The sequence below is a fragment of the Amycolatopsis sp. NPDC114505 genome, from assembly GCF_055633615.1.
The window spans coordinates 580,838-601,377 of sequence record NZ_JBVKDV010000003.1 but is presented as its reverse complement, the minus strand read 5'-3'; the positions used below and the strand labels follow the sequence as shown (position 1 = coordinate 601,377).

At 73.3% G+C, this 20,540-nt stretch carries 21 protein-coding genes; 8 read left to right on the top strand and 13 right to left on the bottom strand.

The genetic code is table 11. The features are described 5' to 3' along the window. Positions 1-121: 121 nt before the first annotated feature. Genes ACZ7OU_RS32005 through ACZ7OU_RS31990 form a run of 4 tightly spaced genes read right to left on the bottom strand, consistent with a single transcriptional unit; the run spans position 122 to position 5,491 of the window. Positions 122-1,228 carry an SWIM zinc finger family protein gene (locus ACZ7OU_RS32005; protein WP_470244166.1) on the bottom strand — a complete coding sequence of 369 codons (1,107 nt, stop codon included), beginning with the start codon at positions 1,226-1,228 and terminating at the stop codon, positions 122-124. Next, a complete protein-coding gene (locus tag ACZ7OU_RS32000) occupies positions 1,225-3,741 on the bottom strand; it encodes a DEAD/DEAH box helicase (RefSeq protein WP_470258070.1) in 2,517 nt (838 codons plus the stop codon). The genes ACZ7OU_RS32005 and ACZ7OU_RS32000 overlap by 4 nt, the downstream gene beginning before the upstream one ends. A 44-nt stretch (positions 3,742-3,785) precedes the next feature. Then, a complete protein-coding gene (locus tag ACZ7OU_RS31995) occupies positions 3,786-4,568 on the bottom strand; it encodes an ABC transporter permease (protein ID WP_470258069.1) in 783 nt (260 codons plus the stop codon). Next, a complete protein-coding gene (locus tag ACZ7OU_RS31990; protein ID WP_470258068.1) occupies positions 4,565-5,491 on the bottom strand; it encodes an ATP-binding cassette domain-containing protein in 927 nt (308 codons plus the stop codon). Before ACZ7OU_RS31990 ends, ACZ7OU_RS31995 begins: the two co-directional genes overlap by 4 nt. 79 nt (positions 5,492-5,570) lie before the next feature. Here ACZ7OU_RS31990 and ACZ7OU_RS31985 point away from each other — a divergent pair, with 79 nt between their 5' ends. Then, on the top strand, positions 5,571-6,347 hold the full coding sequence (locus tag ACZ7OU_RS31985; protein ID WP_470244162.1) for a TetR/AcrR family transcriptional regulator: 777 nt from the start codon (positions 5,571-5,573) through the stop codon (positions 6,345-6,347). On the opposite strand, the gene ACZ7OU_RS31980 is transcribed toward ACZ7OU_RS31985, so the two are convergent. After that, positions 6,330-7,499: a cytochrome P450 family protein gene (locus ACZ7OU_RS31980; RefSeq protein ID WP_470258067.1), complete on the bottom strand. Its 1,170-nt coding sequence runs from the start codon at positions 7,497-7,499 to the stop codon at positions 6,330-6,332. The two genes, ACZ7OU_RS31985 and ACZ7OU_RS31980, sit on opposite strands and share 18 nt — an antisense overlap. A gap of 86 nt (positions 7,500-7,585) precedes the next feature. Between ACZ7OU_RS31980 and ACZ7OU_RS31975 the strand changes: the two genes are divergently transcribed. Genes ACZ7OU_RS31975 through ACZ7OU_RS31955 form a run of 5 tightly spaced genes read left to right on the top strand, consistent with a single transcriptional unit; the run spans position 7,586 to position 11,529 of the window. Next, positions 7,586-8,656 (top strand): TetR/AcrR family transcriptional regulator, encoded by a 1,071-nt coding sequence (locus tag ACZ7OU_RS31975; protein WP_470258066.1) that lies wholly within the window; start codon positions 7,586-7,588, stop codon positions 8,654-8,656. 19 nt (positions 8,657-8,675) lie between these two features. After that, entirely contained in the window at positions 8,676-9,950 is a 1,275-nt protein-coding gene (locus ACZ7OU_RS31970; RefSeq protein ID WP_470258065.1) for an RNA polymerase sigma factor, read from the top strand. Then, positions 9,947-10,711 carry an alpha/beta fold hydrolase gene (locus ACZ7OU_RS31965; RefSeq protein ID WP_470258064.1) on the top strand — a complete coding sequence of 255 codons (765 nt, stop codon included), beginning with the start codon at positions 9,947-9,949 and terminating at the stop codon, positions 10,709-10,711. The genes ACZ7OU_RS31970 and ACZ7OU_RS31965 overlap by 4 nt, the downstream gene beginning before the upstream one ends. Further along, positions 10,712-11,044 carry a YciI family protein gene (locus tag ACZ7OU_RS31960; protein ID WP_470258063.1) on the top strand — a complete coding sequence of 111 codons (333 nt, stop codon included), beginning with the start codon at positions 10,712-10,714 and terminating at the stop codon, positions 11,042-11,044. It abuts the gene before it with no gap. After that, a complete protein-coding gene (locus ACZ7OU_RS31955; protein ID WP_470258062.1) occupies positions 11,044-11,529 on the top strand; it encodes a GyrI-like domain-containing protein in 486 nt (161 codons plus the stop codon). The genes ACZ7OU_RS31960 and ACZ7OU_RS31955 overlap by 1 nt, the downstream gene beginning before the upstream one ends. 1 nt (position 11,530) lies before the next feature. Here ACZ7OU_RS31955 and ACZ7OU_RS31950 read toward each other — a convergent pair whose 3' ends face one another. Both ACZ7OU_RS31950 and ACZ7OU_RS31945 read right to left on the bottom strand, forming a co-directional pair. Then, positions 11,531-11,980: an anthrone oxygenase family protein gene (locus ACZ7OU_RS31950; protein WP_470258061.1), complete on the bottom strand. Its 450-nt coding sequence runs from the start codon at positions 11,978-11,980 to the stop codon at positions 11,531-11,533. A gap of 17 nt (positions 11,981-11,997) precedes the next feature. After that, complete coding sequence (locus ACZ7OU_RS31945) at positions 11,998-12,819, bottom strand: NAD(P)H-binding protein (protein ID WP_470258060.1); 822 nt, start codon at positions 12,817-12,819, stop codon at positions 11,998-12,000. Positions 12,820-12,901: 82 nt separating this feature from the next. Between ACZ7OU_RS31945 and ACZ7OU_RS31940 the strand changes: the two genes are divergently transcribed. After that, complete coding sequence (locus tag ACZ7OU_RS31940) at positions 12,902-13,828, top strand: AraC family transcriptional regulator (RefSeq protein ID WP_470258059.1); 927 nt, start codon at positions 12,902-12,904, stop codon at positions 13,826-13,828. On the opposite strand, the gene ACZ7OU_RS31935 is transcribed toward ACZ7OU_RS31940, so the two are convergent. From ACZ7OU_RS31935 to ACZ7OU_RS31920, 4 genes are read right to left on the bottom strand one after another with little or no spacing between them, the layout of a single operon-like run. Continuing rightward, entirely contained in the window at positions 13,800-14,198 is a 399-nt protein-coding gene (locus ACZ7OU_RS31935; RefSeq protein WP_470244152.1) for a YybH family protein, read from the bottom strand. The genes ACZ7OU_RS31940 and ACZ7OU_RS31935 overlap by 29 nt on opposite strands. Next, positions 14,195-14,626: an SRPBCC family protein gene (locus ACZ7OU_RS31930; protein ID WP_470244151.1), complete on the bottom strand. Its 432-nt coding sequence runs from the start codon at positions 14,624-14,626 to the stop codon at positions 14,195-14,197. The genes ACZ7OU_RS31935 and ACZ7OU_RS31930 overlap by 4 nt, the downstream gene beginning before the upstream one ends. Beyond that, positions 14,623-14,967, bottom strand: coding sequence for an ArsR/SmtB family transcription factor (locus ACZ7OU_RS31925; RefSeq protein ID WP_470244150.1), 345 nt, complete (start codon positions 14,965-14,967; stop codon positions 14,623-14,625). Before ACZ7OU_RS31925 ends, ACZ7OU_RS31930 begins: the two co-directional genes overlap by 4 nt. Before the next feature lie 39 nt (positions 14,968-15,006). Next, positions 15,007-16,062: a hypothetical protein gene (locus tag ACZ7OU_RS31920; RefSeq protein ID WP_470258058.1), complete on the bottom strand. Its 1,056-nt coding sequence runs from the start codon at positions 16,060-16,062 to the stop codon at positions 15,007-15,009. 177 nt (positions 16,063-16,239) lie between these two features. Between ACZ7OU_RS31920 and ACZ7OU_RS31915 the strand changes: the two genes are divergently transcribed. Next, positions 16,240-19,008 carry a P-loop NTPase fold protein gene (locus tag ACZ7OU_RS31915; RefSeq protein ID WP_470258057.1) on the top strand — a complete coding sequence of 923 codons (2,769 nt, stop codon included), beginning with the start codon at positions 16,240-16,242 and terminating at the stop codon, positions 19,006-19,008. Here the strand turns inward: ACZ7OU_RS31915 and ACZ7OU_RS31910 are convergent. Together ACZ7OU_RS31910 and ACZ7OU_RS31905 are read right to left on the bottom strand one after the other, a co-directional pair. After that, on the bottom strand, positions 18,991-20,184 hold the full coding sequence (locus tag ACZ7OU_RS31910) for an RNA polymerase sigma factor (protein ID WP_470258056.1): 1,194 nt from the start codon (positions 20,182-20,184) through the stop codon (positions 18,991-18,993). The two genes, ACZ7OU_RS31915 and ACZ7OU_RS31910, sit on opposite strands and share 18 nt — an antisense overlap. Further along, the gene (locus tag ACZ7OU_RS31905) at positions 20,181-20,525 is read right to left on the bottom strand and encodes a YciI family protein (protein WP_470258055.1); all 345 of its coding nucleotides are present in this window, start codon (positions 20,523-20,525) and stop codon (positions 20,181-20,183) included. The genes ACZ7OU_RS31910 and ACZ7OU_RS31905 overlap by 4 nt, the downstream gene beginning before the upstream one ends. Positions 20,526-20,540 lie beyond the last annotated feature (15 nt).

The window sequence follows — 20,540 nt, the reverse complement described above, 5'->3', positions numbered from 1 at the left end:
CAGTGGGTCCCGGCGGGGAAACCCCGCCGTCGCGGACAGGAGACACCGGAGACCGCGCTGGATACCGCACGGTCCCCACGAAAATCCCTGGCGAGGCGCGGGTTATCCGCGTTAAGAACCCTCAGCCGAGCAGCAGGCCCGGATCGGACTCCGGCGGGCCCGCGGGCCACCACTCGCCGCCCTCGCGCCGGTACGGGTGCCACCGGCCCCGGCGGTCGAGCCGCACCTGCACCTCCCCGGCCGTGCACCGGTTGCGGTCGAACACCGGCGCCTCGTCGGTGACGTCGGCGAGCGCGGCCCGCGCGGCCGCCAGCGCCGCCTTCGGCGGTGTCCACGGCGAGTCGAGCACCTCCAGGCCCGCGCGCCCGCCGTGCGTCCACGCCGCCACCGCCCGGTCGAACTCCGCCCCTTCACCCAGCCGCGACGCCGTCGCGGGGAACTCCGCGGCCAGCCGGACCGTGTCGGGCCGCCGTCCCGGCCACGGCTCGCCCGCCAGCAGCGCCCGTGCCTGCGCCGACGCGTTCGCCGCCAGCAGGGCGAAAGCCGCCGCGGGCACCCCGGGCGCGGCCGGGATCGACGGCGCCCCCGACGGCCGGAACTCCGCCGGATCCGGCAGCTCACCCGGCGTCCGGTCCTCGACGAGGAGGTCCTCCCGGGGCGCTGTGCGGCTCTCCAGCTCCGCCCGGATCTCCCGTTCACCCTTGCCGCGCATCAGCAACAGCACGAACGGGTCCGCGTCCAGCAGCCACGACGCCTGGAACGACAACGCCGCCGCGTGCCGGCACGGCAGCTCCCAGCCCGCGCAGTCGCACTCCGGATCCAGGTCGCCGATCCCCGGCAGCAGGTGGACGCCGGCGTCGTCGGCCGCCGCCACCAGGTCCGGCGGCATGTCCCGGTCCAGCAGCGCCGCCAGATGCCCCGCGCGTGAGGCGACCCGGTCGAGGAAGCGCGTCCAGTCCACTTCGGACAGCTCCGCCAGTCGCAGCTCCGTGTGGAACGGGCCGCCGTCGACGTCGTCCACCGCCGCCGCGATCCGGCCCGGGCTCACCGTGATCGGCCCGACCAGTCCGGCCGCGGCGTACCGGCGGCCGGCCTTGAGCTGCCGCAGATCGAGCGCGGTGTCCTCCATCGCGCTCAGCCACGCCCGGCCCCACCACGACTTCGCGAAGCGTCCCCGCGCCCCGGCGGCTCCGAACGCGGGGAAACCGCGCACCGCTTCGTCGCTCATCCGCGGCTCCTGAGCTCGACGAGCTCCGCGAGCTCGGTGTCGGTCAGTTCGGTCAACGCCGCCTCGCCACCGGCCAGCACCGCGTCGGCCAGGGCCCGCTTCTCCCGCAGCATCGCCGCGATCCGGTCTTCGACCGTGCCTTCGGCGACGAGCCGGTGCACCTGCACCGGCCGGGTCTGCCCGATCCGGTACGCCCGGTCGGTCGCCTGGTCCTCCACCGCCGGGTTCCACCAGCGGTCGAAGTGCACGACGTGGTCGGCGCGCGTGAGGTTCAGCCCGGTACCCGCCGCCTTGAGGGACAACAGGAACACCGGAACTTCGCCGGCCTGGAACCGCTCGACCATTTCCTCGCGGCGGGGCACCGGAGTGCCACCGTGCAGCAGCAGTGTGCCGACGCCCCGCGCGGCCAGGTGCTGCTCCAGCAGCCGGGCCATGGCGACGTACTGGGTGAACACCAGCACCGCGCCACCCTCGGCGAGGATCGTGTCCAGCAGCTCGTCGAGCAGCTCCAGCTTCCCCGAACGGCCACCGGGCTCTTTCAGGTAGTGCGCCGGGTGGTTGCAGATCTGCTTGAGCGCGGTCAGCAGCTTCACGATCCGGCCGCGGCGCGCGATCCCGTCGCTCGCGGCGATGTCGGCCATCATCTCCCGCACGACCGCCTCGTACAGGGCCGCCTGCTCCGGGCTCAGCGCCACCGGCCGGTCGGTCTCGGTCTTCGCCGGCAGCTCCGGCGCGATCCCCGGGTCGGACTTGCGGCGCCGCAACAGGAACGGCCGCAGCAACCGCGACAGCCGCTCGGCCGCGGCGGGGTCCCCGGCCTCGATCGGTTTCGCCCACCGCGTCCGGAACTCGCTCAGCGAACCCAGCAGGCCCGGCGCCGACCAGTCGAGGATCGCCCACAGCTCCGAGAGCGTGTTCTCCACCGGCGTGCCGGTCAGCGCCACCCGCGCGGCCGCGGGTACCAGCCGCAGCGCCTTGGCGGTGCCCGACCGGTGGTTCTTGACGTGCTGGGCCTCGTCGGCGACCAGCAGCCCCCAGCGCACCTCGGCCAGCGGTGCCGGATCGGCGCGCAGCGTGCCGTAGGTGGTGAGCACGAACCCGTCGAGCTCCTCGAGCGAGCGCGCGCCGCCGTGGAAGCGCCGCACCGGCACGCCCGGGGCGAACCGGCGGATCTCGCGCTCCCAGTTGCCCAGCAGCGACGCCGGGCAGACCACCAGCGTCGGCCCGGACGCGCGGTGCAGGTGCAGCGCGATGAGCGTGATCGTCTTGCCGAGACCCATGTCGTCGGCGAGACAGCCACCGAGGCCGAGGCCGGTAACGGTGGCCAGCCACTGCAGCCCGCGCAGCTGGTAGTCCCGCAGCGTCGCGGCCAGCCCGGCCGGCGGCGCCTGGGGTTCCGGCGGTGCGGACAGCCGTTCCTTCAGCCGCGCGAGCCAGCCCTCGGTGACGACCTCGACCGGCTCGCCGTCGACCTCGGTGGTCCCGGTCAGCACCGCACCCAGCGCGTCGACCGGGGTGAGCGGCTTCAGCGTCCGCTCGCGCGCCTTCGCCGCCAGCGCCGGGTCGACCAGCACCCAGCGGTCGCGCAGCCGCGCCACCGGACGGCGGGCCTCGGCCAGCGCGTCCAGCTCCGCCTCCGTCAGCACCTCGCCGCCCAGGGCGAGCTGCCAGTCGGACTCCAGCGCCCGCCCGCCGCCGAAGAACGACGGCAGGTCACCCGGCGCGTCGCCGGCGGTCACCACGGCCCGCGCGGTCAGCGACCCCGCCAGCTCGGCCGGCCAGTGCACGTCGATGCCCACGGCCGTGAGCCGTGGCGCCGCGGCCGCGACCAGCTCGGTCACGTCGTCCTCGCCCAGTGCCAGCTCGTCGGGCACGGCCGAGGTGAGCAGCGGGCTCAGCGCCGGCCAGACCTGCGCGCCGCGCCGCAGCGCCAGCACGACGTCGATGCGCGCCCGCGGCCCGAACCGGCCGGCCTCCCACAGCTCCGCCGCGTCGGCGACCTGACCGGGGTCGGCGAGGCTGTGCACCTGCACGACGGCGTGGAAGCGGCCGGTGTCGAAGCCGTCGGGTGCCTCGACCCGCAGCGACACCCGGATGCCCGAGTCGAGGCCGGCGGCGAGTTCGTCGGCCCAGTCGCGCAGGGCGTCCGCGCGCTGCGGCGCTACGGCGGCGAACAACCGCGTCCCGGCCGCTTTGGCCGCGGCGGGGGTGCGGGGCAGCGTGTCGGCGACGGCGTCGAGGAACGCCCGCAGCAGCGGCCCCGGCGCCCGCTCGTCCACCGGCATCGCGGCCGCCAAGTCCCGCAGCCACGCGGCTTCGGCGGGTTCGAGCGGTCCGACGCGCCAGGCGTCGTGGCCGGCCTCGGTGACGCCGGGCAGCAGCCGGCCGGCCGCGACGAGCCGCAGTGCGGCCTTCGACGCGGTCGCCCAGAACAGCACGGACGGGTCGTCGTCGGTGGCGGTCAGCAGCTCCGGCAATCCGTCCACAAGGGACAGCCGGCGCCCGTCGAGCACCAGCCGTCCCGCGCGTGGGGGTTCCCCCGGTTCGAAGTCGGCGTTCAGTTCCCCAGCCTCCCGTATCGGCGCACGGACAACGGCACGAACACCGCGAGCAGCACCAGCGGCCACACCACGGCCATCAGCACGGAGTGCGCACTCACCCAGGACGTCCCGGCCGCGCCCGGGTTGCCGAACAGCACCCGCGCCGCCGTCACCGTGGAGGACAACGGGTTCCACTCCGCCACGGTTCCCAGCCACGCCGGCATCGTCGCGGTCGCCACGAACGCGCTGGAGAGGAACCCGAACGGGAACTCCAGCGTCTGCGCGAGCGTCACCATCGACGGGTCGGTCGTCAGCAGGCCCAGGTAGATCCCGGCCCACACCAGCGCCGTGCGCAGCAGGAGCAGCAGCCCGAACGCGGCGACGGTCTCGGGCAGGCTGCCGTGGGGCTGCCAGCCGACGGCGAACCCGCAGCCCAGCAGCACGGCCAGCGCGAGGACCGCGTTCGCCAGGTCCGCGGCCACCCGGCCGGTGAGCACCGCCGACGGCGCCATCGGCAGGGACCGGAACCGGTCGGTGACGCCCTTGGTGGCGTCGTCCAGCACCGCGATCATCGTCCCCGACAGCCCGAACGCCATGGTCATCGCGAACATCCCCGGCATCAGGAACTCGCGGTAGGAGCCGCCGCCGGGCACGGTCATCCCGCCGCCGAGCAGGTACGCGAAGATCAGCACCATCAAGATCGGGAACGCCACCACGGTGGCCAGCCGGGCCGGCCGCCGCGCCAGGTGGGCGAGGTAGCGCTGGGTCAGCGTCCAGCCGTCTTCGAGCGCCCATCTCATCGCGCCACCCCCGTCAGCTCCAAGAAGACCTCGTCGAGCGTCGGGTGCCGCAGCGCCACGTCGGCGAACGACAGCTCGGTCGCCGCCAGCTCGCGCACGACGTCGGTCAGCATCGACGGCTCGGCCGGCACGCTCACCTTCAGCTCCTCGGCGACCGGCTCGGCGCCGGTGACCCGGGCCAGCAGCGCCGTCGCCGCACCGACGACGTCCGGGTCGGTCAGCACCAGCTCGATCCGGGTCGCCCCCAGCGAGCCCTTCAGCTCGGCCGGCGTGCCTTCGGCGATCACGCGTCCGTGTTCCACCAGGGAGATCCGGTCGGCGAGCCGGTCGGCCTCCTCCAGGTACTGCGTCGTGAGCAGCACGGTCGTGCCGTCGGCAACCAGGGACCGCACCGCCCGCCAGACCTCGACGCGGCCGCGCGGGTCCAGGCCGGTCGTCGGCTCGTCGAGGAACAGCACCCGCGGGGCCGCCAGCAGCGACGCGGCCAGGTCCAGGCGTCGCCGCATGCCGCCGGAGTACGCCGAGACCGGCTTGCTCCCGGTGTCGGCGAGCCCGAACCGCTCCAGGAGGTCGTCGGCGCGGCGGGTGGCTTCGCGCCGGCCCAGGTGGTGCAGCCGGCCGAAGAGCACCAGGTTCTGCCGTCCGGACAGCAGTTCGTCGACCGCGGCCTGCTGGCCGACCAGCCCGATCGCCGAGCGCACTTTCGCCGATTCGGTGGCGACGTCGAAGCCGGCGATCCGGGCGGTGCCGCCGTCGTGGCGCAGCAGCGTGGACAGGACGCGGACGGCCGTGGTCTTGCCCGCGCCGTTGGGTCCGAGCAGGCCGTGCAGGGACCCGGCGGGGACCGAGAGAGTGAAGCTATCGAGGGCGTACGCGTCGCCGTAGCGCTTGCGAAGTCCCTCGGCGTGGATCTGCGGAGTCATCCTCCCCCTTAACTCTGTACTGTGTACGAAGTAGAGCGTAACACAACTCTGTACGTCGTACGTAATTAAGGTGGGCAGAATGAGCGGCGTGAGCACGGAGGAGAACGACGACGGCGACCCGCGACGGGCGATCGAGCTGCTCTGGGGCGTCTCGGCACCTCCGCGACGCGGCCCGAAACCGAAGCTGACCACGGCCGACGTCGTCCGCACGGCGATCGCGCTGGCCGACGCCGACACGATCGACGCCGTCACCATCCGCCGCGTCGCCGAGCAGCTCGGCGTCTCCCCCATGTCGCTCTACACCTACGTGCCGGGCCGGGCCGAGCTGCTCGACCTGATGATCGACCACGCCCACGGCGAGCTGCCGGTCCCCGACCCCGGTCTCGGCTGGCGCGAGGCGCTCACGGCGATCGCCGACGACCAGTGGGCGCTCTTCCACCGCCACCCCTGGCTGCTGCAGGTCACCACCAGCCGCTCGGCGCTGGGACCGCACAGCTTCGCCAAGTTCGAGCACGAACTGCGTGCGGTCGAAGGCATCGGGCTCGACGACGTCGAGATGGACGCCGCCGTCACCCTCGTCACCGGCCTGGTCCGGACGACCGCGCGCAGCTCGCTCGACGCCGCCCGCCTGGTGCGCACCAGCGGCCTGACCGACGCCCAATGGTGGGAGCGCGCCGCGCCGGTGCTGGCCGGCATCCCGGCCGCCGACGCGGCGCACTACCCCCTGGCCTCGCGGGTCGGCCAGGCCGCCGGCGAGGCCCACAACGCCGCGGAAGACCCGGCCTACACCTTCCGCTTCGGCCTCGCCCGCGTCCTGGACGGCATCGAAACTCTGATCTCAGAGCGTCAGCCGTAGTTCCGCCGGCCGCCACGTCCCGCCGTCCGGCGCACGCGGCACGTCACCGGCCAACGACAAGCCCGGGAACCGGGCGAACAACGCCGACAGCGCCACCTCCGTCTCGACGCGGGCGATCGACGCGCCCAGGCAGAAGTGCGGGCCGTGCGAGAACCCCAGCTGCGCCGGCCCTTCGCGGGTGACGTCGAGGCGGTCGGCGTCGGGGAACGCACGCGGGTCGCGGTCGGCGGCCACCATCGCGGCCGTCACGCGCTCGCCTTCGCGGATCAGCTGCCCGTCGATCTCGACGTCCTCGCGCGCGAACCGCGGCGTGGTCAGCAGCTGCGGGCTGCAGAAGCGCATCAGCTCCTCGACCGCGCCCGGCCACCGTCCCGGGTCCGCGCGCAGGGCCGCGAGCTGGTCCGGGTGGCGCAGCAGAGCTTCGACGGCGTTGGCGATCAGGTTCACCGGCGTCTGGCCGGCCAGCACGAGGTGCCAGACCAGGGTGACCAGCTCGGTGTCGGTGAGCCGGTCGGCGTCCTCGGCGCGCACGAGGTCGCCGATGAGGTCGTCGCCCGGTTCGGCCCGGCTGCGCGCCACCGCGTCCTGCGCGCCCGCGATGATCTCGGGGATCGCGGCGGCGAAGTCCGGGCCCATGCCACTGGCGACCGCGGCGCCGTACTCCCGCCAGCGCGGCCGGTCGGCGCCGGGAATGCCGGCCATCTCGCAGATGACGTCCATCGGCAGCGGCCGCGCGAAGTGCGGGATCAGGTCGACGACGCCGTCTTCGGCGTGGGCGGGCAGCTCGTCGAGCAGCCGTTCGGTGAGGACCGCCAGCCGCGGGCGTAGCTGCGCGGCGCGCTTCGGGGTGAACGCCGGTGCCACGAGCCGGCGCAGCCGCAGGTGCTCGGGCCCGTCCTGCTCGGCCATCGTCCGCATGTACTCCAGGCAGTGCTCGGGGATGCCCGGCGGGCGCATGAAGCTCTCCGCCCGGACCTCGAACCGCGGGTCGGCCAGCATCGCGCGCGCCTGGGTGTAGCGGGTCAGCGCCCAGAACGGGCCGAAGCCGGGGATGACGAGCTTGGCCACCGCACTCATCTCCCGGGCCTGGTCGTAGGCGGTGAACGGGTCAGTCAGGACCTTGAAGTCGGTCAGGTCGATCTCGGGGGTCATCCAGCACTCCAAATGTTCATATCAGATGTTCTAATCATCTCAGTGGTCACGGTATCTTGGCTCGCGACGCCACGGCAAGGAGGACGATGGTCAGGCTCAGCAGGACCGAGACCCAGGAACGCAACCGCGCGAAGGTCCTCTCCGCCGCCCGCGACGAGTTCGCCGGACGTGGCTTCCGCGAGGCGAAGATCGACGTCATCGCCGAACGCGCCGAGCTCACCCGCGGCGCGGTCTACTCCAACTTCCCGGGCAAACGGGCCCTGTACTTCGCGGTACTGGCTGACCTCGCCGAACGCGCGCCCCGGTTCGCCACCCCACCGCCGGACGCCGGCGCGGCCGACGTCCTGGCCGCGTTCGCCCGCGCCTGGGTCGCGCGCCTCCCCCTGGCCACCGACACCGACAGCGGCGACGCCCGGCTCGGCCGCGACCTGCTGCCCGAGATCCTCACCGACGAGCACACCCGCCGGCCGTTCGCGCAGCTCATGCGCGTCGACGCGATCCTGCTGGGGCTCGCCCTGGAACGGGTGCGCCCGGGACGGCGCCTGGTCCGCGTCGCCGAAGCCGCCCTCACGACGTTGCACGGCGCGAGCCAGCTCGCCGCCGCCGCGCCCGGCTTCGGCGAGCCGTTCCACATCGTCACCGCCTGCGCCGCGCTGCTCGACCTGGACCTCAGTGACGACTGGCCGGCCGTCCCGCCGATCACGAGCCAGGCCCGGCCCGCCGACGAGCCGTGGACCCCACCGGCGGCGACCGACCTGCTGACCGGCGAGGAGTTCCGGCCCGGCGACGGCGTCGTCACGATCCTCGGCCTGCACCGCGCCGCCGCCTTCGAAGAGGCCGTGCGCACCGGCGCCGACGTCACCGCCGTCCTCGTCACCAGCGACCCCGGCGAACTCGCCCCGCTGGCCCGGCTCGCCGTCGCCGACCTGCGCGGCTGCCTAGACCAGGCGATCGCGCCCCCGGCCCGGCCTCGCCTGCGGCTCGTCTGCGACGCGACCGGCGAGCTCGCCGCGGCCGCCGGCGTCACCGCGGTCAGCGACGCCACCGAGGCCGCCGTCCGCGTCGAAGCCGGCCGGATCGTCGCCCGCGCCGAGGGATTCGGCGCCTGTCACGCGGCGGCTGTCGGTCCCGGGCCCGGCCGTTCGTCGGGTGGGTGACCCGGCGGAAGGAGCAGCGGTGGACGTCGAGACCGCGGTCGCGGAGGCGTTCCGCGAGGAGTGGGGCCAGGTCGTGGCCACGCTCATCCGGATCACCGGCGACTGGGACCTCGCCGAAGAGTGCGCTCAGGAGGCGTTCGCCCTCGCCCTGCGCACCTGGCCGCGCGACGGCGTCCCGAAGCGGCCCGGCGCCTGGCTGACCACCGCCGCCCGCAACCGCGCCACCGACCGGCTCCGCCGCGAGACCGCCGGCGCCGCCAAGCTGCGGGAGGCCGCCTTGACCCACGTGCCGGACGAGCCCGAAACCGACGACAGCGGCGTGACCGACGACCGGCTGCGGCTCATCTTCACCTGCTGCCACCCGGCACTGGCCACCGAAGCCCAGGTCGCGCTCGCGCTGCGCACCCTGGCCGGGTTGTCCACCGCCGAGATCGCCCGCGCCTTCCTCGTCCCCGAAGCGACCATGTCGCAACGACTCGTGCGGGTGAAGCGCAAGATCCGCCACGCCGGCATCCCCTACCGCGTCCCGCCCGCGCACCTGCTGCCCGAACGCACCGCCGCCGTCCTCGGCGTGCTGTACCTGACGTTCAACGAGGGCTACTCCGCCAGCGCCGGGCCGGACCTGCTGCGCCCCGACCTCGCCGCCGAAGCCGTCCGGCTGGCCCGCGTCCTGGCCCACCTGATGCCCGACGAACCCGAGGTGCTCGGCCTGCTCGCGCTGATGCTGCTGCAGCACGCCCGCCGCGCCACCCGCGCCGGTTCCGACGGCGAGCTCGTCCCGCTCGAGGAACAGGACCGCACCTGCTGGGACGCGGCCGGCATCGCCGAAGGCACCCGGGTCCTGGAGACGGCGTTGCGCCGGCGGCGGCCCGGGCCGTACCAGATCCAGGCGGCCATCGCGGCCTGCCACGCCACCGCCGCCCGGCCCGCCGACACCGACTGGGCCCAGATCGCCGGCCTCTACGGCGAGCTGCGCAAGCACGTCCCGAGCACGGTCGTCGAGCTCAACCGGGCCGTCGCGGTCGGCATGGCCGACGGCCCGCTCGCCGGGCTCGCGCTGCTCGACGAGCTGACCATGGACGGCTACCACCTGCTGCCGGCCACCCGCGCCGACTTCCTCCGCCGTCTCGGCCGCCACGCCGAAGCCGCGGACTGGTACGCCAAAGCCCGCGACCTCGCGCCCACCGAGGCTGAACGCGCGTACCTCGCGCGAAGAATCTCCGAAGCGGTGTCGGTCCCGGGCGACCTCGTTCGTCGGTCGGGTGAATCCCGGCCACCTCAGGAGAGCCCATGACCACCCTCGCCGTCCCCGGCGCCACGATCACCTACGACGTCACCGGAAGCGGCCCGGTGCTGCTGCTGGTCCCCGGCGGGCCGGCCGACGCCGCCGTGTTCACCCACATCCGGCCGCTGCTGGCCGAAACCCGCACCGTCGTCACCTACGACCCGCGCGGCCTCGGCCGCAGCCCCCTCGACGGCGAACCGGGCGACGACATCATCCGCGAGCACGCCGACGACGTGCACCGCCTGCTCGCCGAAGTCGGGCCCGCGGACGTGTTCGCCAGCAGCGGAGGTGCCATCACGCTGCTCGACCACGTCGTGCGCCACCCCGGGGACGTCCGCACGGTCGTGCTGCACGAACCACCGGTCAGCCGTTACCTGCCCGCCGCGGCTCTCGACGGCCCCGACATCCCGGCGCTGTTCCGCGAGAACGGCCTCGACGCCGCCTTCCCCGCGTTCATGGCGCTCGTGGGCGTCGACCCCGCGCCCCCGCTCGACCCGCGCGGCGAAGGCAACTTCACCTACTTCTTCGCCCACCTGATGGCCGCCACTGGCGCCTACGAACCCGACTTCGGCGCGCTCCGGGCGACGTCCGCGCGGCTGGTCGTCGGCGTCGGCGAGAAGTCCGCCGGGTCGACGGCCCACGAGACCGGCCTCGGGCTCGCCACCGCCCTCGGCCTGACGGCCGTGGAGTTCCCGGGCGACCACGGCGGGTTCGCCACCGAACCGGAAGCCTTCGCCGCGCGCCTGCGCGACGTACTGGAAGGACCCTGAATGCGGTACCTGCTGATGATCGCCGGCGACGAGACCGCCGAGGAACACCAGTACGACGGCTGCGACGGCTGGGGCGAGGACCTGGCCCGACGCGGCAAGATCCACGGCGGAGGCGGCCTGCGCCCGCCGTCGGAAGCCACGACGATCCGCGTCCGAGACGGCGAGGTCCTGCTCACCGACGGCCCGTTCACCGAGGCCAAGGAACAGATCGGCGGGTACGTCGTCCTCGAGTGCGACGACCTCGACGAAGCCCTCGAGATCGCGGCCAAGCACCCGGCCGCGACGTACGGCAGTATCGAAGTCCGCCCGATCTTCGTCCCGGAGGAATCCTGATGCCGTCCATCGTGGACCGACCGGCCCAGCGGTACGTCGCCGAGCGCGCCACCGTCGGGATCGAGGAGTTCCCGCGCATCGCCGACCGGCTGCCGCCGCTGATCGGCACCCTTGCCGGCCACGGGATCGTGCCGGCCGGGGCGCCGTTCTTCCGGTACCGCGTCCTGCACCCCGGGATGCGGTTCACCGTCGAAGCGGGCGTCCCGATCGAGGGCGACTTCGCCCCGGCCGAACCGGCGTTCCTCGGCGACCTCCCAGCGGGGAAGTACGTCCTCGAGACCTACGTCGGCGCCCCGGACGGCTTGGCCGCCGCGACCGCGGAGGTCCTGGCCTGGGGCGCTGGCGAGGGTGTCACCTGGGACGTCACGGAAGGCCCCGACGGCGAGGAGTGGGGTGGCCGCCTGGAAGTCCTGCGCACCAACCCCCTGGAGGTCCCGGACCCGAACCAGTGGGTCACCGACCTGCTCTTCCGCCTCGCGGACTGACTCAGCGGTCGGTGAGCACGGCCGCCACCAAGCAGCCGAACCCGGCCGTGCTCACCACGGCCCGCAGCACATTCCAGCGCACCCAGATCGACTCGAACGCCGCCCGGACCGCCGCGTAGTCGTCGCCGCCGCTGTCCAGCGCGTTGTTGAGCGGGATGTTCACCACCGCGGTGATCACGATCATCGCCAGCAGGAACCCGAACCCCGCGATCACCCACGGCCGCGGCCCGGGGTTGAGGAAGATCGCGACGCCCGCCAGCACCGGCGCGCCCAGGAACGTCAGCATGAAGACCGGGTTGACGATCGCGACGTTGATCCCGCGCATCGCCTCCACGAACGTCTTGTCGTCGCCGCGCGCGAGCCCCGGCATCACCGAGCACGCGTAGGCGTAGAACAACCCGGCGATCAGCCCGGCCGCGACCAGCGCGGCCACCAGCACCACAGTGGACATCGGTCTCTCCTTCCCCTTCACCGCGACCAGATTCCGGTCGCCGCCGCGTCCCGCGCGAAGGCGGCGAAGTCCGTCGCCGGCCGGCCCAGCACCCGCTCGACGTCGTGGGTCACCGACTCGTTGCGGCCGTCGAGCACCCGTGCGAACAGCTCCGTCAACGCCCCGACTTCTTCCTCCGGCACGCCGTACTCGACCGCCGCGGCGGCGTACTCCTCGGCGGAAACCGGAACATAGCGGACATCCCGCCCCGACGCGGCCGAAATTTCCGCGGCGGCGTCGGCGAAGCCGAGCAGTCGCGGCCCGGTCAGCTCGTACAGCCGGCCCGTGTGGCCGGGTTCGGTCAGCACCTTCACCGCGACGTCGGCGATGTCGCGGACGTCGACGAACGGCTCGGTGACCGTGCCCGCCGGCAGCGCGATCTCCCCGCCGCGCACGGCGTCGAGGAGGAAGTGCTCGCTGAAGTTTTGCGCGAACCAGCTGCACCGCAGGACCGTCCAGCCGGTCCCGGCATCGGCCACGATCCGTTCGCACGCTTCGGCTTCCTCCTCGCCGCGGCCGGAGAGCAGCACCAGGTGCCGGACCCCTTGCGCCACGGCCAGTTCGGCGAACGCGTGGATGTCGGCGGCCGCCTCGGGCACCACCAGGTCGGGGTAGTAGGTCAGGTACACGGCGTCGATGCCCTTCAGCACCGGCGCCCAGGTCTCGCGGTCGCTCCAGTCGAACGGCGGCGCCCCGCGCCGGGACGTGATCCGCACCGGCAGACCGCGCTCCCGCAGCCGATCCGCCACGCGGCGCCCGGTCTTGCCGGTGCCGCCCACCACCAGGAAGTTCGTTGTCATGGCAGTGAGTCAACCGCCCGCTAGTAAGACTCTCCATAGTTCAAAGCCTCGATCGCATGTTCCAGCGTCTACACTCGGCGGCATGGATCCGCTCGCCGCGCTCCTCGACGGCCCCCGCGCGCACGGCGCGTTCCTGCTGCGCTCGGTGCTGACCCCGCCGTGGTCCCTGCGCATCGAAGACGAAGCGCCGCTGACCGTCGTGTCGGTCGTGCGCGGTGAAGCGTGGATCGTCCCGGACGCCGGCGAGAACGTGCTGCTCGGCGAAGGCGACGTCGCGATCGCCCGCGGCCCGGATCCGTACGTGGTCGGCGACCACCCGTCGACGCCGCCGCAGGCGCTGATCCTGCCCGGCCAGGAATGCCGCACCCCCGACGGCGGGCACCTCACCGCGTACGCCGACCTCGGCGTACGCACCTGGGGCACGGGCGGCCCGGTCGTCCTGCTCACCGGCACCTACGGCATGGAAGGCGAGATCAGCAGGAAGCTCCTGGCCGCGCTGCCGACGCTGATCGTCCTGCGGGCGGCCGACTGGCCGACGCCGCTGGTCGGGCTGCTCGCCGACGAGATCGGCCGGGACGTGCCCGGGCAGGAGGCCGTCCTCGACCGGCTGCTCGACCTGCTGCTGATCGCCGCGCTGCGGGCGTGGTTCGACCGGCCCGACACCACCGCGCCCGCCTGGTACCGCGCCCACGACGACCCGGTCGTCGGGCAGGCGCTGCGGCTGCTGCAGCACCAGCCGGCCGAGCCGTGGACGGTCGCCAAGCTCGCGTCCAACACCGGAGTCTCCCGGGCGGCGCTGGCCCGGCGGTTCGCCACGGCGGTCGGCGAGACGCCGATGGCCTACCTCGCCGGCTGGCGGCTCGCGCTCGCCGCGGACCTGCTGCGCCAGCAGCCGGACGCCACGATCGGCGCGGTCGCCCACCAGGTCGGCTACGGCAGCGCGTTCGCCCTCAGCGCGGCCTTCAAACGCGAGTTCGGCGTCAGTCCCCAGCGGTACCGGACGGCTTGAGCGGCACGGAACTGTGCTCGTGGACGATCTTCCAGCCGTCCTCGCCACGGCGGAACCCGACGGTCGAGCGCACCCACATGTCCACGACGGTGTCGTCGGTCATCGTTCCCCGCACCTGGAACAGGTAGTGCGCGAACGCGACATCGCCGTCGGCGACGACTTCGAGGTCGCGGATCTTCAGGTCGATCGTGGAGCGGTACGCGCCGAACCACTCCCGCAGCCGGTTCCGCTCGGCGTCCCGGCCGGTGTCGCGCAGCGGGCCGAGCGCGTCGAACAGCGTGACGTCCTCGGCGTATTGGGCCACCAGCGTCTCGACGTCCTTCGCCGCGACGGCTGCGACCCGTGATTCGACGAGCAGTTCGGGCGTCATTTCAGCTCCTCGCCGAGCCGGTCCAGCCAGTCACCGGTGCCCTGCTCGCGCCAAGCCGGTTCTTCGGCGCCGTCGAGGAAGGTGCCCTGTTCGGTCAGGACCAAGCGGGTGCCGTCGCCTTCGCCGACCAGCTCGACGGTGGTGATCGAGACCGTGGCGAGCGTCTTCCCGCCGCTCAGCGCCGTGGAGTAGACGATCCGCCGCTCCGGCACGATGTCGTGGTAGGTCGAGAGGACCGCCAGCGGCGTCCCGTCCGGGCCCACGGCCTCGACGGTCTCGCGGCCGCCGACGCGGAAGTCCAGCTCGTGGGTCCCGTCGGGGGCGAACCAGCGCGTCTTGACGGCCGGGTCCGACCACGCGGCGAACACCCGCGACGGCGGGACGGGGTAGGTGCGTTCGAGCGTGAAGGTGCTGTGGTTGACGGTCATGTCGTGCTCCCTTCCGACATTCCTGGCGGCTCGGCGAGGACGTCGCCGAGCCGGTCGAGCCTGCTTTCCCACGTGGTGCGCTGCCCGCCCAGCCAGTGCTCGCCGGCGCGCAGCATCTCCGGCTCGATCCGGCAGGTCCGCACGCGGCCGACCTTCTCCGACCGCACGATCCCGGCGGATTCGAGCACCTGCAGGTGCTGCACGACGGCGGCGAGCGACATGGTCAGCGGCTCGGCGAGCTCACTGACCGACGCCGGCCCGCGCACGAGCCGCTCCACCAGCCCCCGCCGCGTCCGGTCGCCCAGGGCGCGGAACACCAGGTCCAGCTCATGGTCAAGCATGTACTTAAGTTATGCCCGCGTTCGCCAATAGTCAAGTAATTACTTAAGCATTGCGGTGACGGCATCAGGGAGCCCTGGCGTTTCCCGGAGCACGGCGAAGACCTTGGCCAGCGCGCGCTCGGCGTTGTCGGCGCGACCGGTGCAGGTGCGCAGCTCGGCCCCGAGGCTCGTGGTGGTCTCGTGCATGGACCGCACGGTCTGTTCGTGTGCCGCCTGCAGTTCGGCCAGCCGCTGGTCGTACCCGGCGCGCAGGCGCTCGGCATCCATCCGGGCCCGTTCCAGGGCGGCTTCCTGCGTGGCGTGGTGGGCAGTAGCTGCCCGGGTCAGCTCCTCGCGTGCCGCGTCGAGCCGACCGGCGGCCGTCTCGGCGCGGGCTTCCGCCGTTTCGGCACGCGCCGCGGCGGCCTGGGCGCGGCCGCGTTCGTCGTCGAGCGCGGTGCGGGTGGCCGCGACGTCCGCGGTCAGGGTGGCGATCGTCGATGCCCGCTCGCCGGCCAGGGTCGCGCTCGCCTCGGCCCGTTCGGCGACCCGTGCGAGCTCGTCCCGGACCGCGGACAGCTGCCCTTCGACGCGCTGCCGCTCGTGGAGCGCCTCCCGCTGGGCGCCGCGGGCAGCGTCCCGCTCCCGGAGAGCGGTTGCTGCCTCCTTCTCGGCGGTGCCCGCTTTCCTGACGGCCTCTTCGGCCGTTTCGCGAGCTTGGGCGGCTTCAGCTTCGGCGAGCCCACGCTGCCGGCGGTAGTCGTCGGCCTCGGCCAGGGCGGCGTCCCGTTCGGCGAGCGCGGCGGCGGTGGTGGCTTCCAGCTGATGGCGCAGGGTCGTCAGCGTCTCGACCAGCCCTCGCGCGGGCTCGAGCACGCGATCGACCTGCCCGGCGAGCGCGGTGACGGCGGTGTCGTCCAGCTCGGTGTCGCTCTCCCGCAGCGACTCGGCGTCCGACAGGACGGCTTCGGCGTCACGGCAGTTGAGGTTCCGGCGTCCCCAGGTCTTCCCGTCCTGGCAGAACCGAGCCCGGCTCCCCCGCCCCACCGCCGGCGGCAGCAGCGCCCCACAGCGCCGGTACTCGCAAATCCGAGGCTGACCTGCATCTTCCGTCATGATCGGGAGTCTATCAAAGCTTCTAATCAGAACTAGAAGCAGCTGTTCAAAATCTAAAGAAACCTAGTCGGCCACCTGAGTTCGGATAAGGTCACATATCCGAACTCAGAGGAGCCGATCGAGCGGAAGCGGGATCTGGTAGTAACGGAAGCCCCGTTCTCGACGAGTCAGGAACCGATGAGCGCACCGGAGTTCGGCGACGAGTTGGTTCCGCTCCAGACCGTCGATGGCGTGGCCTACGCCGTCGTGTGGACCGCGCGACCGTGGGACCTGCCGGTCGACGCACTGGCGATCTCCGTTGGCACCACCTACGGCGGCGTCGGCGACGCGATGCAGGAGGTGTTCCCCCGTGCCGGCTGGCGCCGGGTCGACCTGGGCTCGGTCACGCCCGCCGAGCCCGTTCTGCTGGACCTCAGCGCGCACACCGGCGGACGGCTGCGCCTGGCTGTCCTGGCCACTCCCCACGACAAGGGGGAGCGCAATGAACCGACACCGGACGCGATCGCGACCGCGACGACAGCCGCCATCACCACCGCGGCGAGCGCGGGCGCGACCGCCGTCGCCGTGCCGCTGTTCGCCACCGGACGGCTCGGACTCGCGCCCACGATCGCCGCCCGCGCGGTCATCCGCGGCGCGCTGGCCGCGAAGACCCCGGTCCGCGAAGTCGTCTTCTTCTCCGACTACGACGGCCACGTCGACGCGATCAAGGAGCAGTGGGCGGCCGACGTCCCCGGCGCGGCGGCCTTCGAGCCCAAGCGGACCGCCGACCCGCCGTCCGGTCCCCGGGTGCCCGTGTTCTCCGACGACCAGCTCGCCGGCGGGGTCGCCCGGGACCTGGTCGACCCGAACGAAAGCATCCCGCTGGCCCATGACCACCTGGGCGTGAAACCGTACGTCTCGATGCTGGCCACGGTCATCGCCGCGAAGGACACGCCGCTGCCGTTGTCGATCGGCGTCTTCGGCGAGTGGGGCTCGGGCAAGAGCTTCTTCATGGGCATGCTGCGCGGCCAGGTCAAGGCCCTGGAAGGCACCCCCGGCCACTGCGCCAAGATCGCGCAGGTCGGCTTCAACGCCTGGCACTACGCGGACGCGAACCTCTGGGCCAGCCTCGGGGACGAGATCTTCCGCCAGCTCTCCGAACCCGCCCGGCGCCCCGGTGAGCCGGACGCCGAGCACCAGGCCCGGCTCCGCGAAGGCGCGCGGCTGCGCGAACAGCTCGCGGCCGAGCTGGAGCAGCGCAAGCAGCTGACGGCGGTGACCGAACGCGCCCAGGCCGAGGCCGCCGCGCTCAAGCGCCGGATCGGCGACGCCGAGCGAGACCGCAGGGTGCGGGCCGGCGACCTCTTGCGCGCGTTGCGGAAGTCGCGGGCGTTCCACGAGCAGTACGACGGGCTGTGGCGCAAGCTCGGCGTGGACGACCTGGCCGACCAGGGCAAGCTGCTGGCCGCCGAGATGCGCGGGGCGCACGGCGAAGCCGCGGCACTGGGCCGGATCGCGCGCTACCGCCACGGGAAGACCGCGCTGATCGCCGCGGCCGTCGTACTGCTCGCCGGTGTGGCCCTCGCGGCCGTCGTCCCCGACGTGCGAGCCTGGCTGACCGGCGTCGGCGTCGTGTTCGCCGGCCTCGCCGCCACCGGGCTGAAGCTGGTGAGCGCGGCCCGCACGGGCCTGCGCCGGCTGCGGGTGCTCGCGGAAGACCTGCACGACGGCCTGGACACCGGTGCCCAGCAGGAGCTGCTCGCGTTGCGCAAGGCCGACGTCGACCAGCAGATCGCCGAACGGCAGCTGGCGGAGGTGGTCACCAGGATCGGGGAGCTGGGCCGTCAGCTCACCGAGCTGACCCCGGGACGGCGGCTGTACGCCTTCCTCGCCGAGAGGTCCCGCGGCGAGGACTACCGGGGCAACCTCGGCCTGATCTCCACCATCCGCAAGGACTTCGAGAAGCTCGTCGCGTTGATGACCGCGCCGGCCACCGACGGCGAGGACGGCGCCCGCCCGCTGGACCGGATCGTCCTCTACATCGACGACCTCGACCGGTGCAGCCCCCAGCAGGTCGTCGACGTGCTGCAGGCCGTGCACCTGCTCCTCGCGTTCGACCTGTTCGTGGTGGTCGTCGGCGTGGACCCGCGGTGGCTGCTGCGGTCGCTCAGCACCCACTACGACCGGCTGATCGAAGGGGACGCCGTCGTGCGGTCGGACGGCTGGCACGTGACTCCCGAGGACTACCTCGAGAAGATCCTCAACATCCCGCTGGTCCTGCCGCGGATGCCGGCGGGCAGCCTGCAGCAGCTGCTGTGGTCGATGATCGACACCCCGCCCGCCGACACCGGCGAGCGGCCCCCGGCCGACCCGGAGCACGACGAGGCGACCGGCGTCGTGGCCCCGGCGGGCGGCCCGGCGCCGGTCATCCCGGTCGAGCCCGGCTCACAGGTGGCCGCGCAGCTGAACCCGGGGCAGCCGCCCGAGATCCCGCGGCCGCTGACCGATCCGGAGATCACGCTGCTCTCCCGCTTGGATCCGCTGGTCGACACGCCCCGGGACGCGAAGCGCCTCATCAACCTCTACCGCATGCTCCGGGCGACGCGAGACCTCTCCGACGCCTCGACGTTCCTCGCCGGCGAGTACGAGGCGGTGGTCGTGCTGCTCGGGACGTGCACCGCGCACGGCCGCCTGCTCGGCCGGTTCGCCGACGCGCTGCTGAAGACGGCGCCCGAGACGCCGTGGAGCGACTTCGTCGGGCGCCTGCGGCCGGTGGAACGGGAGGACCACTGGAAAAGCGAGGCGGTGGGCCGGATCCCCGCCGGCGAGGCAGTGCAGTGGGAACACCTCCACCGCAGCCTGGCCGAGCTGGCGCCGGCCGTCACGCTGCCCGACGTCAGCGTCTTCCAGACGTGGGTCCCGCGGGTCCGCCGGTTCTCCTACGTGCTGTCACCCGGCGCCCGCTGAGGCTCGTTTCCGTTCCAGCAGCGCCTTTTCGGCCGCGTTGTGCGTCAGGTCGATCGCCGCGGAGTAGGCCGTCACCGCTTCCCCGCTCCGGCCGACCCGGTCCAGGAGCTCCGCACGGATCGCGTGGTACAGCGGGAACCGCGGCAGCTCGAGTTCCTCGACCAGCGCCAACGCCACTTCGGGACCGTCGACCTCGGCGACCGCCACCGCCCGGTTCAGCGCCACCACCGGTGTCGGCGTCACGGCCAACAGTTGGTCGTACAACGCCTTGACCTGGGACCAGTCCGTGGGCGCGTCGCTGTGGACGGCCTGGATCGCCGCCTGGATCTGGTACGGGCCCGGCTGGTTGCGGCGCAGGCAGCGACGGACTATCTCCTGGCCCTCGGCGACCAGGGCCGCGTCCCAGCGCGAAAAATCCTGGTCTGCCAGCAGCACCACGTCGCCGTCGGCACCGGTGCGGGCCGCGCGGCGCGCGTGGATCAGCAGCATCAGTGCCAGCAGGCCCCACGCCTCCGGCTCGTCGGGCATCAGCCCGGTCAGGACGCGGGCGAGCCGGATCGCCTCGTGGCAGAGGTCGTCGCGGACCAGGTCCTCCCCCGCGCTCGCCGTGTAGCCCTCGTTGAAGATCAGGTACAGCACGCCGAGCACCGCGGACAGCCGCGCCGGCAGGTCGGCGTCCTGCGGGACGCGGTACGGGATGCCCGCGTCGCGGATCTTGTTCTTCGCCCGGACGATCCGCTGGGCCATCGTCGGCTCGGCCACCAGGAACGCGCCGGCGATCTCCGCGGTCGTCAGGCCGCCGAGCAGCCGCAGCGTCAGGGCGACCTGCGTGGGGCGGGCCAGCGCGGGGTGGCAGCAGGTGAAGATCAGCCGGAGCCGGTCGTCGGGCACGGCGCCCTCCTCGACGGGCTCTGTCTCCGCATGCAGCAGTGCGGCCTGGGCGTGCTTGTCCGCCCCGGCGGCCTCCCGGCGCAGCCGGTCGATGGCGCGGTTGCGGGCCGTCGTGATGATCCAGCCGGCGGGGCTCGGGGGCGTCCCGTCGGCCGGCCACCGCCGGACCGCCTCGGCGAACGCGTCCTGCACGGCCTCCTCGGCGACGTCGATGCTCCCGAAGACCCGCACCAGCACCGACACCGCGCGGCCGTACTCCGCGGCGAAGACCTCCTCGACGCTCACCCCGCGAACGGCCGCACCTCGACCGGCAACGGCGCGACGGCGTCGGCGAGCCGGCCACCCCAGACGAGCGCCGCGTCGAGGTCGGGCGCGGTGACGATCGTGAACCCGCCGAGGTGTTCCTTGCCTTCGGCGAAGGGGCCGTCGGTGACGAGCGTGTCGCCGTCGCCGGCTCGCAGCACCGTGGCGGTGGAGGGCGGGTGCAGACCGCCGGCGAACACCCAGGCCCCAGCGGCCTTGAGGTCGGCGTTGAGGGCGTCGAGCTTCTTCGTGATCCCGTCGAGGACTTCCGGCGGCGGGGTCGGGCCGTCGGGCTGGTAGATGCTGAGCAGGTACTGCTTCACGCGGTCTCCCTCGGT